We start from the raw sequence: 13119 nt of genomic DNA, 5'->3' as shown, positions 1-13119 counted from the left end.
GGACCTGGGAGCCGGTCACCGAGCGCCCAACGGGGACCGACGCAACCACGACCTGTAGGTAGTTCGCTCCGCATACTGGGCAGGCCAGGCCGTCAGCCTGCAGGTCCGTCAGGCCATGAATGATCTCGTTCGGGTTCATCGCGCATCACCGCCAGCGCGACAGCGGCGGCCACGTGGGACCTCCACGGTGGCGGAAACCTGCAGTTCACGGCGGGTGCGGGCGCGTGTAGACATTGTACGAGGCGCGCCGGGGGCATCGAAGGGCGAAGGGCGAGGTGTGTCTGCGGAAAGCGCAGACCCCTCGCCCTTCGAGTGTTTTCTGGGGGCCGAGCCCCCAGACCCCAGCCGGGGGCTTCGCCCCCGGACCCCCGGTAGGTTGCCCGTCGCGGCCAGGCTTGACCTCGCTCGCTCAGCCGCATCCTCCGCCTCGAGCAGCCTCGTGACGGGCGCGCGGCAGCGTGTCGTGGTGGGAGTCGCTCGGCCTGCCGCAGTTCCTGAACGGTCGCGCGTTCCGGTGTGCGGTGGTCAACGGCGGCGACGACTACTGGGTCGGGCTGACCCCGCCGGTGCCGTTCGACGCGGCCCTGGGCGTGTCGATGGGCGGGTTCGGCGTGCTGGACATTGCCTCGCGGCGCCCGCTGAAGGCGGTGAGCCCGGCGCTCTTCTCGACGTGGGAGGACGCCGTGCGGATCAACGGGTTCGCCTCGCGTGAGGTGTGGGAGCAGCACGAGCCGTTGCGGCACACGGCGGCCATCACGTCACCGGTCGGCGTGTGGTGCGGGCAGGAGGACCCGTTCCACGACCCGGCGCGGGACCTGGCACGGGCGGTGCGCGCGGAGGGGTCGTTCGAGCACGGCGGGCACGACGGCGGCTACTGGCGCCGCGTGCTGCCCGAGGCGTTGGGGTTCATCGAGCGCCGGCTTTGAGCTTCAGGCCAGTTCGCGGTCGAACACGTCCCGATGCAGGTGCACGAACGCGTGTTCCCGCCTGCTCTACTCGATCCGATCGGCGGGAGCAGCGCGCGACGTCCAGACCGCACGTTGCGGGGCGGACGGAACCGGGGCGGAACGTGTCCCGGGACGAAGGAGAGGACGTCCGTCTCGCCTGTGCGCCGGAGAAACCGGGGAGCTCCGCGAAAGCCCCTGCTCTCCAGCAGGGTCAGCGCGGACGCGGCGAAATCGGACCGGGGCCTGTGCACCTCGTTCCCCGACCGGAAGACACCGGAGGACAGGCGACCTCCGGTGAGCTGTTCGATCACCGGCGGGATTTTGCCATCGGGACGCGGATCACGGCCGTGCCCGCCTTCCGGTCGTGCCACGTCCGCGTCCCACGCAGGTCGAGCGCCTCCACCAGCGTCAGCACGAGCAGCACCAGTCCGCTCACCAGCAGCAGCGAGCCGACCCACCCCGCCGAGGCGACCTCCAGGTGCTCGCCGATGACGACCCACGGCTGCTGCCAGCCGAGGCCCGCCATCAGCGCGGGCTCCCGCCAGCCCAGACCGGTCAGCACGAGCACCACGCCCGCGCCGGGTAGCGCGGTCGTGACGAGCGTGCGGGCCAGCACCTGTCTGAGGCTGAGACCGGACGCGGGGCCCACGACCCTCAGACCCACGAGGGCCTTGCCGAAGGTGTTCACGCGCAGCAGCAGTGCGTCGTACACGGCCGCACAGAGCACCACCAGCACGGGTTCGTGGACCAACGGCCACGCCACGACCAGCACCAGGAACCAGTCGAGCAGACGGGCGAGCAGCCGACGAACGAGCATGATTCACGCTATGGCGGGAAAGTCCGTCATAAGTGGTCAGTTCATGGCCAGTTACCGCACGAACTCCGCGACCCACCTGCCGTTGTCGCGCCTGGTCGAACGCGAGGTCAGGCCATCGGTCGCGAACGCCTGGATTTCGGACGGCGTGAGCGGCCACGGCGGGCCGTCGGGCACCGGACCCTCGTCGCGGGCCACGGCTAGCACGAGCAGCTCCGACCCGGTCAGCCACGCGACGCGTTCGGTGGCTTTCGCGTGCAGGTCGACGGGCAGCGCCTGCACCGTCATGTTCTCCACGACCAGGTCGAACGCGTGGTGCCACTCCGCGGGCGGGTCGAGGAGGTCGGCGACCACGTACGTGACCTTCGAGTCCGGGTAGCGCGCCTGGACGGTCGCGATGCCGGTGGGGGAGATGTCGAACGCGACCACGTCGAAGCCGAGCGACGCCAGGAACTCCGAGTCGCGGCCGTAGCCACAGCCCACGACCAGGGCGCTCCGGCCGGTGCCGTCGACACCGTCGGCCCACTCGACGAGGTGCGGTTGCGGGTGGGGCTGGTCCCAGGGGACGGAGGCCGTGCCGGCCGCGGCCTCCGCGTAGAGATCTTCGAACCAACCGGTCGGGTTGGCTGCTTGCAGGCGTCGGTCATCAGCGGACATGACGGTGTTCTACCGCGCCGATCGCAGACCCACCCGGCGATTTTGCCGGTTCGGCAACGTCACTGCGCGGCGCGCGCCTGAGTCACGTAGTCGACCAGCCCGTCCTCGGCCGGCCACCCGATCTGCGCGCTGATCGACGCCTTGTTCTCGTCCCACGACCGCTGCGCCGCGGCCTGGATCGCCGCGTCGCCGCCCGTGAACCGGGCGCCCAGCGCGTCCCACTGCCGCGACAGCTCCACCACGCGCGGGTCGGTGGCGGGCGTGCCGTCGGCCATGTGCTGCCGCAGCTGCTTGACCAGCTCGAGCCAGGAGGTCTTCAACGCCTCCACGGCCTCGGGGCCCAGGGCGGCGGCGCGGGAGCGCAGGTCGGTGAGCTGGTCGGCGGTGAAGTAGCTCTCGTGCACGGACATCATCTCCAAAGTGGACAGGAGGGACTCGGTGGTGTGCCCGTCGAGCAGGGCGGTGAGCCGCGACCGCAGTGCCTCCACCTGCTGGGCCTGCGCGGTCAACGCGGCGAGCTGGGCCTGGAAGATCGGCCGCAGCGAGTCCGAACGCGACAGTGCCGACCGGACCTCGTCCAGCGAAAGACCGAGCTGGCGCAGCGATCTCACCTGATAGAGGCGCCGGACGTCCTCCGGGGTGTACCGACGGTGACCGGATGTCGTTCGCTCGGACGCGACGACCAGTCCGATCTCGTCGTAGTGGTGCAGCGTGCGGACGGTCAGTCCGCTCGCTTTGGCCAGGTCACCGATGCTCCAACGGGTCACGAGACGACCGTAGGACCTCCCGTGGCGTGAGGTTCAAGCCCTGAACACCCGATCGAGCGGATCAATTTCCGAACCGAATGCGCCGATGAAAACGAAGATCGGTCCCCAAACCAGATTGAGGAAAACTGTGTCTCGTTCCGGACTGTTCCGCGCCGCCGCCCTTCTCGCCGCCGGTGCGGCCCCGCTGCTCGCGGGCTCGGCCAACGCCGTGGAGGTGCCGCAGCTGAACGGTGGCCTCCCCGAGGTCGGCGCGGACAAGGTGATCTCCGACGCCACCGAGCACGCCAACCCTCTCGAGTCGGCCGGTGCCGTGCACCTCGGCCAGGTCAAGGCGCCCGTGGTGAACGACCTGCCCGCCGCGCCGGCCCTGCCCGCGCTGCCGGGTGCCGCGCAGGAGCGCACGGTGCCGAACCCGATCGCGCCCGAGCTCGGCACCCTTCCTGCCCTGCCGAACGCCGAGGCCCTGGCCGGCAACGCGCACGTCGGTGACCTGAAGGCCCCGAGCCTGTCCGACCTGCCGACCAACGGTGTCGTGCCGAACCCGAACGTGCTGTCGGGCACCTTCCCGACCATCAACGGCTGAGTCGTTCTGGATGAACGGCGCATTTGTCCACCTCAGGTGCACGAATGCGCCGTTCATCCGTCACGGGCCCATTTCGTGGACGAGTAGGGCTACGTACAGCGAGAGCACGGACTCCGGGTCCTCCAGCGACACGCCCAGGACCTGCTCGATCCGCGCCAGCTGCTGGTAGTACGCCGTCCGCGACAGGTGCGCGGCACCGGCGGCGGCGGACTTGTTGCCGCCGTTCTCGCACAGGCACCGCAGCAGCTCCACGAGCCGTGAGCCCTGCGCGGAGTCCCGTGCCAGCAACGGCCCCAGCTCGCGGTCCGCGAACGCCCGCACCCGCTCGTCCTCGCGCAGCAGGTGCAGCAGCCCGCGCAGCCGCACGTCGTCGAGCCGGTGGTAGAGCTGCGTTCCCGGCGCACGCAACGCCGCGCCGGCCACGTGCGCGGCCTCGCCCAGCGACCGCCTGACGTCCGTCGTGGTCGTCACGGTCGTGCCCACGGCGATCACCACTGTCGACGCCGCCGTGCGGTGGATCTCGCGCGCGACCTTGCGCAGCACCCCTTCCACGCCAACGGTCATCGGCACCGAGAGCAACGCACGGACAGACGTGTCGTCCACGACGCCGACCAGTGCTGCGACCGTGACGCGTCGTCCGGCCAATGCGGTCGCTTCTGCCAGATCACGCAGTACTTCTTGTGTAGCAAGCGTTTGCCCGTGCAGCACCGATATCGGCCGCACGGCCACACCGATCAGTTGCCGCCGTTCGAGCGGCACGCCCAGCGCCGCCGCCCGCGCGCCGAGGTCGGGTGCCTGCGGCGACTGGCCCAGCAGCTGTGCGAGCAACGTCCGGTGCGTCTGCCGTTCGAGCGATTCGCGATCACGCGCCACAAGGCGGTGCACGGCCAATGCGGACGCCGCGCGCTCGGCGACCACCACGTGCCGGTGCGGCGGCGGCTCCGGTGACACGAGCACGAGCCGTCCCCAGTCGGCGCCGCGCGCGCCGACGATCGTGATCAGCCACCCGGACTCGGTGTCGTAGGCGGTCCGTTCGGACACCGTGACGGCACGCGACCGCGCCGCCCAGTCGTCCAGCAGCGTCACGGGATCGTGCCCCGCCGCGTCGTAGGCGAGCACGTCGTGCCCGAGCGTCTCCAGCACCACCGGCAGCCCGGACGTGCGTGCCACCTCGCGCAGCACCTCGGCGGGCTCGGCACCGGCGACCGTCAGCGCGGTGAACGTCTCGTGCACCTGCTCCGCGGCCCGCAGCTCGGCCAGCTGGGCGTCCACGATCAGGCCCACGACCGCCTCGGTGACGGCCACGTACTTCGTCTCCTCGGACAGCGTGACCAGCGGTAACCCGTGCCGTTCCGCCTCGGTGACCAGCGCGGCCGGCACGTCGTCGCGCCACCGCCGCCCCAGTTCGACGACCAGTCCGGCGCAGCCGACGGCGGCGAGCTCCTCGACGTAGCGGGCGAGGCCCGACTCGGGCAGCATCACGCCGGTGGTGAGCACCAGCTCGCCGCCGCGCAGCAACGGCGCGATGTCTGCGATCTCCGCCACATGCACCCATCGGACACGTCGGCTCAGACCGGCGGAGCCCGCGACCAGACGCGGCTTTCCCTGTCTGATCACGGGGAGAGCGACGACGTCGGCCACTGTCGGGTACATGGACACAACGTAATGCCAACCAGCCGATCCGGGTACAGGTTGTGCATGGCGGCGAACCTGGCGTCCCAGCAAACTCCAGTGCAGGAGCTGACGCCTGGAGGACGTGATGGCCCACAAGGAGCTGCTGGCACGACACCGCGCGGTGATGCCGAAGTGGCTGGCCCTCTACTACGACGAGCCCATCGAGATCGCGAGCGCCAGCGGGCGCCGGGTCACCGACCGCGAGGGCACGACCTACCTGGACTTCTTCGCGGGCATCCTGACCAACGCCATCGGCTACGACGTCGCGGAGATCAGCGACGCGATCCGGGCGCAGCTCGACACCGGCGTCCTGCACAGCTCGACGCTCTACCTGATCAAGTCACAGGTCGAGCTCGCCGAGAAGATCGCCGAGTTGAGCGGCATCCCCGACGCCAAGGTGTTCTTCACCAACTCCGGCACCGAGGCCAACGAGACCGCGTTGATGCTCGCCACCCAGGCGCGCCGCAGCGAACAGGTGCTCGCCCTGCGCAACAGCTACCACGGGCGTGCGTTCGCCACGGTCGCCATCACGGGCAACCGCGGCTGGTCGGCGTCCGCGCTGTCGCCGATCAAGGTCAGCTGGGTCCACGGCGGCTACCGCTACCGCTCGCCGTTCAAGTCGTTGAGCGACGCCGACTACATCAAGGCTTGTGTCGACGACCTGCGCGAGATCATCGAGACCACCACGTCCGGTGACGTCGCGTGCATGATCGCCGAGCCGATCCAGGGCGTCGGCGGCTTCACCTCCCCGCCTGACGGCCTGTTCCGGGCGTTCAAGGACGTCCTGGACGAGTACGGCATTCTCTTCATCTCCGACGAGGTGCAGACCGGCTGGGGCCGCACCGGGGAGCACTTCTGGGGCATCCAGGCGCACGACGTGGTGCCGGACGCGATGACGTTCGCCAAGGGGCTCGGCAACGGCCTCGCGATCGGCGGCGTGGTCGCGCGCGGTGACCTGATGGACTCGATCACCGCCAACTCGATCTCCACGTTCGGCGGCAACCCGATCTCCACGGCCGGCGCGCTCGCCACGGTGAACTACCTGCTGGAGCACGACCTGCAGGCCAACGCGGCCAAGCTCGGCTCGCGGCTGCTCGGCGGCCTGCGCTCGCTCGCCGAGAGGTACCCGGTGATCGGCGACGTGCGCGGCAAGGGCCTGATGGTCGGCGTCGAGTTCGTCGGGCCGGAGGGCGAGCCGAACCCCGGCGCGGCCGGTGTGGTGCTGAGTGAGGCGAAGGCGCGCGGGCTGCTGGTCGGCAAGGGCGGCCTGTACGGCAACGTGATCCGGCTGGCGCCCCCGATGACGCTGACCGAGGACGAGCTGGAAGAGGCGTTGGGAATCTTGGCGCAGGCGGTGGAGAAGGCGTGATCAAGCCCAAAATGATTCAACACTGGATCAACGGCAAGCCCTGGGACTCGGCTCCCTCACGCGCGGGTGACGTCTACGACCCGGCGACCGGCAAGGTGGCGTCACAGGTCGCGTTCGCCTCGGTGTCCGAAGTGGACGCGGCGGTCTCGTCGGCCGCGGAAGCGTTTGCGTCGTGGCGCAACGCGTCCTTGGCGCAGCGCTCGACGGTGATGTTCAAGTTCCGGGAGCTGCTCAACGACCGCAAGGGCGAGCTCGCCCAGATCGTCAGCTCCGAGCACGGCAAGGTCGTGTCCGACGCGGGTGGCGAGATCCAGCGCGCGCTGGAGTCCGTCGAGTACGCGTGCGGGATCCCGCAGCTGCTCAAGGGCGGGTTCAGCGAGAACGCGTCCACCCGCGTCGACGTCTACTCGATCCAGCAGCCGGTCGGCGTGGTCGGCGTGATCTCGCCGTTCAACTTCCCGGCGATGGTGCCGCTGTGGTTCGTGCCGACGGCGATCGCGTGCGGCAACACCGTCGTGCTCAAACCGTCCGAAAAGGACCCGTCGGCGTCGAACTTCATCGCGTCGCTGTTCGCCGAGGCCGGCCTGCCCGACGGCGTGCTGAACGTCGTGCACGGCGACAAGGTGGCCGTGGACCGCTTGCTGGAACACCCGACCGTGAAGGCGATCTCGTTCGTCGGCTCGACCCCGATCGCCCGCTACGTCTACGAGACGGGCACCTCGCACGGCAAGCGCGTGCAGGCGCTGGGCGGCGCGAAGAACCACATGGTCGTCCTGCCCGACGCCGACCTCGACCTGGCCGCGGACGCCGCGGTGTCCGCGGGCTTCGGTTCGGCGGGGGAGCGCTGCATGGCGATCTCGGTGGTCGTGGCGGTCGGCCCCGTCGGTGACGAGTTGGTGGGGAAGATCAAGTCACGGATCGCCGACGTGAAGGTCGGTTCCGGCCCGTCGTGCGAGATGGGACCGCTCGTCACCGGCGTGCACCGGGACAAGGTGACGTCCTATTTGGACACGGGTGTGGCGGAAGGCGCGTCGCTCGTGGTCGACGGCCGCGAGCACCCGATCGACGGCGAGGCGAGCGGCTTCTGGCTCGGCCCGACGCTGTTCGACCACGTCGGCACGGACATGTCGATCTACACCGACGAGATCTTCGGCCCGGTCCTGTCGGTCGTGCGCTGCGAGACCTACGAAGAAGCCGTCGAGATGGTCAACACCAACCGCTACGGCAACGGCACCGCGATCTTCACCAACGACGGCGGCGCCGCACGCCGGTTCCAGAACGAGATCGAGGTGGGCATGGTCGGCGTGAACGTGCCGATCCCCGTGCCGGTCGCCTACTACTCGTTCGGCGGGTGGAAGGAATCGCTGTTCGGCGACGCACACGCGTACGGGCCGCACGGCGTGCACTTCTTCACACGGTCGAAGGTGGTCACCTCGCGGTGGCTGGACCCGTCGCACGGTGGGGTGAATTTGGGGTTCCCGCAGAACACGTAGAGCCTTGCTGGACGTCGGCTGCGGGCCGACGGGACCTACCTGCTTGCGCGCGCCGAGTAATGGTTCGTGCCGCAGACAGCCGGGCAGTTACCGTCGGCGCGTGACCGATCATCGCTGGTTCGAGCTGGAAGACCCCGAGGACTTCACCGAGTCCGAGCGCGCGTTCGCCGCTGCCCTGCGCGCCCGCGCCACCTCCTGGTCGGCGGAGAAGGCCTCGTCGGATCTCGTTCCCAGCGAGGACGGTCCGTTGATCGCGGCGGTGTCGCTCTCCGACGACGTCCTCTTCGAGGAGTTCGGGGTGCACTTCCACGGCGATCGCCTGGTGGGTGATCGGTTCGTCTGCGGTTGGGACCTCCCGGAGCAGCCGTCCGAGTACGGGCTCACGGCGGAGGGCACGATCGACGAGCTGGCGGCGGCGTCCGCGGCGTGGTTCGAGAAGCTGTTGAGCAAGCCTGTGGTGCTTTACGTGTGGCTGCACGACAACTACGCGTATGCGGCTCGCTATGCGTACGCGGACACCAACGAGACGCTGAGCCAGGCTTTCTACGAGCCGTACGCGCCGGACGGCGTGAAGGAGGCGTTGATCGCCGGGGGCCACGTCTTCGGCCAGGGCTGGCTGCAGACCGTCGGGCTGCCACCGGCGACGCTGTACGTGCGGGTGCGCGGCGTTCCCGAGGACGGCCAGATTCCCGCTCAGACCAGGCTGGCGGAGAAGAGGGGACCGATCTCCGGCGTTTGGTACGCGTAGCCGCGGGAGAGCCTTCGCGACGGCGGAAGGCTCTCCCGCGTGTGCGGCTCTACTTGCCGGCGCGCGCCGCCAACGCCTCCGGCAACGGGTCGTAACGGGAGAAGTGGCGCGTGAACGTCCCCGTGCCCGACGTCATCGCCCGCAGCTCGATTGCGTACCGCAGCAGCTCCGACGACGGCACCTCCGCACGGATCACCGTCCGCCCGCCCTCGTCGGCCTCGGTGCCGAGCACGCGGCCGCGCCGGCCGGACAGGTCGCCCAGCACCGTGCCCATGTGCTCGTCGGGCAGGCGGATCGCGACCTCGTCCATCGGCTCCAGCAACGTCGTGCGCCCGGCGGCCGCCGCTTCCTTGAGCGCCAGTGCGCCCGCGGTCTGGAACGCCGCGTCCGACGAGTCGACCGAGTGCGCCTTGCCGTCGACGAGGGTCACGCGGACGTCGACCACCGGTGTGCCGTCGTGCAGGCCCTTCTCCAGCTGTGCCCGCACACCCTTCTCCACGGACGGGATGAACTGGTTCGGGATCGCGCCGCCGACGATCTTGTCGACGAACTGGAAGCCCGAGCCGCGGGGGAGGGGCTCGACCACGATGTCGCACACCGCGTACTGGCCGTGGCCTCCGGACTGCTTCACGTGCCTGCCGTGGCCCTTCGCGGACCCCGCGAACGTTTCCCGCAACGCCACGCGCACCGGTTCGGTGTCGATCTCCGCGCCGCCCGCGCGCAGTCTGGCCAGCACGACGTCCGCGTGGGCCTCGCCCATGCACCACAGGACCATCTGGTGCGTCTCGGCGTTGCGGTCCAGGCGCAGCGTCGGGTCGCTCGCGACCAGGCGGTTGAGGTTGCGGGCCAGGTTGTCCTCGTCGCTGCGGGTGCGCGGCACGACCGCGACGGGCAGCAGCGGTTCCGGCATGTCCCACGGCGCCATCAGCAACGGCTTGTCCGGCGCGGACACGGTGTCGCCGGTCTCGGCGGTGGTCAGCTTGGTCAGCGCGCACAGGTCGCCGGCGACGCAGTACGGGACCTCGCGCAGGGTCGCGCCCAGCGGCGAGTAGATGTGGGCCACGCGTTCGTCGGCGTCGTGGTCCTCGTGGCCGCGGTCGGCCATGCCGTGGCCGGACACGTGCACTGGACGTTCCGGGCGCAGCGTGCCGGAGAAGACGCGGACCAGCGACACGCGACCGACGTAGGAGTCCACTGCGGTGCGGACGACCTCGGCGACGAGTGGCCCGGCCGGGTCGGCGGCCATGCGGGGCTGCGGGATGCCGTCCACTGACGTCACAGCCGGAAGTTCGTGCTCCAGCGGTGACGGGAACGCGCGCGCGATGCCGTCCAACAGTTCTGTGAGGCCCATTCCAGTTGCGGCGCACACGGGCATCACGGGGTGGAAGGAGCCGCGTGCGACGGCGGTCTCCAGGTCGGCGATCAACGTGTCCTGGTCGATCTCCTCGCCCGCCAGGTAGCGGTCCATGAGGGTCTCGTCCTCGCTCTCGGCGATGATTCCCTCGATCAACGCCGCCCGCTCGTCCGGGTAGTTCTCACCGGACGTCAGCAGCCCGACCAGCGAGTCGCCCTCCTGCATGTACAGCGGCACGACGCCCGCACCGAACGCCGCCTGGCACTCGATGACCTCGTTGCCGTAGTTCGCGCGGTGGTGGTCTGTGCGTGTGATGACAACGGCACGTGGCATGCCGACGAGCGCACACTCCTCCCACAGTGCGATGGTGGCCGCGTCGACGCCCTCGAAGGCGTTGACAACAAAAAGGGCCGCGTCCGCGGCCCGTAGTCCTGCCCTGAGCTCACCCACGAAGTCGACGTATCCGGGGGTGTCGATCAGATTGATCTTGATGTCCCCGTGCTGGATCGGGGCTACGGCGAGGCCTACCGATCGCTGTTGTCGCACGGCGGCCGGGTCGTGGTCGCAGACCGTGGTGCCCTCGGTGACCGATCCCGCGCGGTTCAGCACGCCGGTGGCGGCGAGCAGGGCCTCGGTGAGCGTCGTCTTGCCCGCACCGGACGGGCCAACGAGCACGACGTTGCGGACCTTGGCCGGGTCGTCCACAGCGACCGCGCCTGCCGGTGTCCCGTTGTCGGAGTTCTTGCTTCCCATGGCGACCTCCGTCAAGTCGTAGTGTTCGATCTCACACCCGTTCACCGTCCGGTACAAGTGCGGAGACCCGACTGGACGCCAACCGGCTCGCGAGTACGTTTCACGAACGAGCGAGTGACAGTGGTCACGACCTGCGGTTGATCGGAAAGTGGCCTTCTGGTTCCGGGCTCCAGTGGCTTGGGTGAGGTGGCCACGTCAGACGTAGGATGGGTTCACCAAGACTTCCCTCGTGAAAGGTTGCCCAGGTGAGCACTGATCAGGTCACGGGTACCGCCCGCGTCAAGCGCGGCATGGCCGAGATGCTCAAGGGTGGCGTGATCATGGACGTGGTCGACGCCACCCAGGCGAAGATCGCGGAGGACGCGGGCGCCGTCGCCGTCATGGCGCTCGAGCGCGTGCCCGCGGACATCCGCGCCCAGGGCGGCGTCGCGCGCATGAGCGACCCCGACCTGATCGACGGGATCATCAACGCCGTTTCGATCCCGGTGATGGCCAAGGCCCGCATCGGTCACTTCGTCGAGGCCCAGGTCCTCGCGTCCCTCGGCGTCGACTACATCGACGAGTCCGAGGTGCTGACCCCGGCCGACTACGCCAACCACATCGACAAGTGGGCGTTCACCGTCCCCTTCGTCTGCGGTGCGACGAACCTCGGCGAGGCCCTGCGCCGCATCACCGAAGGCGCGGCCATGATCCGCTCCAAGGGCGAGGCCGGCACCGGTGACGTCTCCAACGCCACCACGCACATGCGCAAGATCCGCCAGGAGATCCGCCGCCTGCAGAACCTCCCCGAGGACGAGCTGTACGTCGCCGCCAAGGAGCTCCAGGCGCCGTACGAGCTGGTCAAGGAGATCGCGCAGAACGGCAAGCTCCCCGTGGTGCTGTTCACCGCGGGCGGCATCGCGACCCCGGCCGACGCCGCGATGATGATGCAGCTCGGCGCCGAGGGCGTGTTCGTCGGTTCCGGCATCTTCAAGTCCGGCAACCCGGCCCAGCGCGCCGAGGCCATCGTGAAGGCCACGACCTTCTACGACGACCCGGACGTCATCGCCAAGGTCTCGCGCGGCCTGGGTGAGGCCATGGTCGGCATCAACGTCGACGAGATCCCCGAGCCGCACCGCCTGGCCGAGCGCGGTTGGTAGGGCTTCTCGAAGTGGGGCGCACCCGTCGCGGGTGCGCCCTTCGTCGTTTTCAGGCCGGAGAGAAGCAGTACGTCGTCTTGATCTCCGGGTACGCCAGCGCCAGCTGCGGGTCGCCCCCGCACGCCGCCTTGTCCACGGTGTTCGCGAGCACCTTCACCCGCACCGCGCCGAAGCTGCCGCAGTCCTTCTTCGGCGCGTTCGCCTGGAGCTGGGCAAGCGTGAAGTCGTAGCACTGACCGTCGGCGAACACCGGGATCAGGCACACCGACAGGCTCTCCAGCACGCTGATCTTCTGGTACTGCACGTACCCGTCGGTCGGCTCGCCGCACTTGTCCTTCGACGACGTCCCGACCTTGCTGACGGTGTAGTTGTGCTCGCCGCACGTGACTTTCTTGTAGTCGGGCTGGATCGAGGTCCCTGTCATCAGCACGCAGTCGCCGACCTCCGCGAACGGTGGCGCCTTCGACGTCGTGGTCGGCGGAGTCGTCGTTGTCGGGGCGGCGACCGGTTTCTGCGGGCGGTCACCGCCGCCGAACTCGATCGTGTCCTTCGTGGACAGCCAGAAGACCAGACCGCCCAACGCCAGTGCGAACACCGCCAGCACGGCCACGATCTTCACGCCCGCGCCGGACTCCCGGTGCGGTGCCACGGGGAGCATCGGCTCCGGCACCTCGTACACACCGATGGGCCTCGTGGCGGACGGGGGCGGCGGCGGCTGCTGCTCCGGGGGTGGGGCGTAGGCGGAGAACGGGTCGGTGCCGGGTGGTTCGTAGAGGTCCGAGGGTCTCGGACGCTCGGGTTCGTGCGGTGGTGTGGTCATG

At 69.6% G+C, this 13119-nt stretch carries 12 protein-coding genes; 6 read left to right on the top strand and 6 right to left on the bottom strand.

The window, feature by feature from the left end:
* The first annotated feature begins 458 nt into the window (after positions 1–458).
* A complete protein-coding gene (locus tag ACFOWZ_RS17085; RefSeq protein ID WP_382373547.1) occupies positions 459–926 on the top strand; it encodes a hypothetical protein in 468 nt (155 codons plus the stop codon).
* A 328-nt stretch (positions 927–1254) separates the two neighbouring features.
* Here the strand turns inward: ACFOWZ_RS17085 and ACFOWZ_RS17080 are convergent, their stop codons facing one another.
* From ACFOWZ_RS17080 to ACFOWZ_RS17070, 3 genes are read right to left on the bottom strand one after another with little or no spacing between them, the layout of a single operon-like run.
* The gene (locus tag ACFOWZ_RS17080) at positions 1255–1764 is read right to left on the bottom strand and encodes a hypothetical protein (protein ID WP_382373545.1); all 510 of its coding nucleotides are present in this window, start codon (positions 1762–1764) and stop codon (positions 1255–1257) included.
* A 51-nt stretch (positions 1765–1815) separates the two neighbouring features.
* Positions 1816–2418 carry a class I SAM-dependent methyltransferase gene (locus tag ACFOWZ_RS17075; protein ID WP_382373543.1) on the bottom strand — a complete coding sequence of 201 codons (603 nt, stop codon included), beginning with the start codon at positions 2416–2418 and terminating at the stop codon, positions 1816–1818.
* 59 nt (positions 2419–2477) lie between these two features.
* Positions 2478–3185, bottom strand: a complete 708-nt coding sequence (locus ACFOWZ_RS17070) for a MerR family transcriptional regulator (RefSeq protein ID WP_382373541.1) — start codon at positions 3183–3185, stop codon at positions 2478–2480.
* Between the two features lie 127 nt (positions 3186–3312).
* Between ACFOWZ_RS17070 and ACFOWZ_RS17065 the strand changes: the two genes are divergently transcribed.
* The gene (locus ACFOWZ_RS17065) at positions 3313–3768 is read left to right on the top strand and encodes a hypothetical protein (RefSeq protein WP_382373539.1); all 456 of its coding nucleotides are present in this window, start codon (positions 3313–3315) and stop codon (positions 3766–3768) included.
* Between the two features lie 60 nt (positions 3769–3828).
* Here the strand turns inward: ACFOWZ_RS17065 and ACFOWZ_RS17060 are convergent, their stop codons facing one another.
* Positions 3829–5421, bottom strand: coding sequence for a PucR family transcriptional regulator (locus tag ACFOWZ_RS17060; RefSeq protein WP_382373537.1), 1593 nt, complete (start codon positions 5419–5421; stop codon positions 3829–3831).
* A 106-nt stretch (positions 5422–5527) separates the two neighbouring features.
* On the opposite strand from ACFOWZ_RS17060, the gene ACFOWZ_RS17055 reads away from it, so the two are divergent.
* The 3 genes from ACFOWZ_RS17055 to ACFOWZ_RS17045 all read left to right on the top strand — a co-directional run bounded on the left by ACFOWZ_RS17055 (position 5528) and on the right by ACFOWZ_RS17045 (position 9052).
* On the top strand, positions 5528–6811 hold the full coding sequence (locus ACFOWZ_RS17055; RefSeq protein ID WP_382373535.1) for an aspartate aminotransferase family protein: 1284 nt from the start codon (positions 5528–5530) through the stop codon (positions 6809–6811).
* 11 nt (positions 6812–6822) lie between these two features.
* A complete protein-coding gene (locus ACFOWZ_RS17050; protein WP_382373533.1) occupies positions 6823–8304 on the top strand; it encodes a CoA-acylating methylmalonate-semialdehyde dehydrogenase in 1482 nt (493 codons plus the stop codon).
* A 100-nt stretch (positions 8305–8404) separates the two neighbouring features.
* A complete protein-coding gene (locus ACFOWZ_RS17045) occupies positions 8405–9052 on the top strand; it encodes a hypothetical protein (RefSeq protein WP_382373531.1) in 648 nt (215 codons plus the stop codon).
* A gap of 49 nt (positions 9053–9101) precedes the next feature.
* On the opposite strand, the gene ACFOWZ_RS17040 is transcribed toward ACFOWZ_RS17045, so the two are convergent.
* The gene (locus ACFOWZ_RS17040; RefSeq protein ID WP_382373529.1) at positions 9102–11159 is read right to left on the bottom strand and encodes an elongation factor G-like protein EF-G2; all 2058 of its coding nucleotides are present in this window, start codon (positions 11157–11159) and stop codon (positions 9102–9104) included.
* Between the two features lie 245 nt (positions 11160–11404).
* On the opposite strand from ACFOWZ_RS17040, the gene pdxS reads away from it, so the two are divergent.
* On the top strand, positions 11405–12298 hold the full coding sequence (pdxS, locus tag ACFOWZ_RS17035; protein ID WP_030466183.1) for a pyridoxal 5'-phosphate synthase lyase subunit PdxS: 894 nt from the start codon (positions 11405–11407) through the stop codon (positions 12296–12298).
* Positions 12299–12347: 49 nt separating this feature from the next.
* Here the strand turns inward: pdxS and ACFOWZ_RS17030 are convergent, their stop codons facing one another.
* A complete protein-coding gene (locus ACFOWZ_RS17030; protein WP_382373527.1) occupies positions 12348–13118 on the bottom strand; it encodes an LppU/SCO3897 family protein in 771 nt (256 codons plus the stop codon).
* Position 13119 lies beyond the last annotated feature (1 nt).

Source organism: Lentzea rhizosphaerae (genome assembly GCF_042649515.1).
GTDB lineage: Bacteria > Actinomycetota > Actinomycetes > Mycobacteriales > Pseudonocardiaceae > Lentzea > Lentzea aerocolonigenes.
Note: the sequence above shows the minus strand (reverse complement) of the source record. Positions and strands in the feature narration are given on the sequence as shown.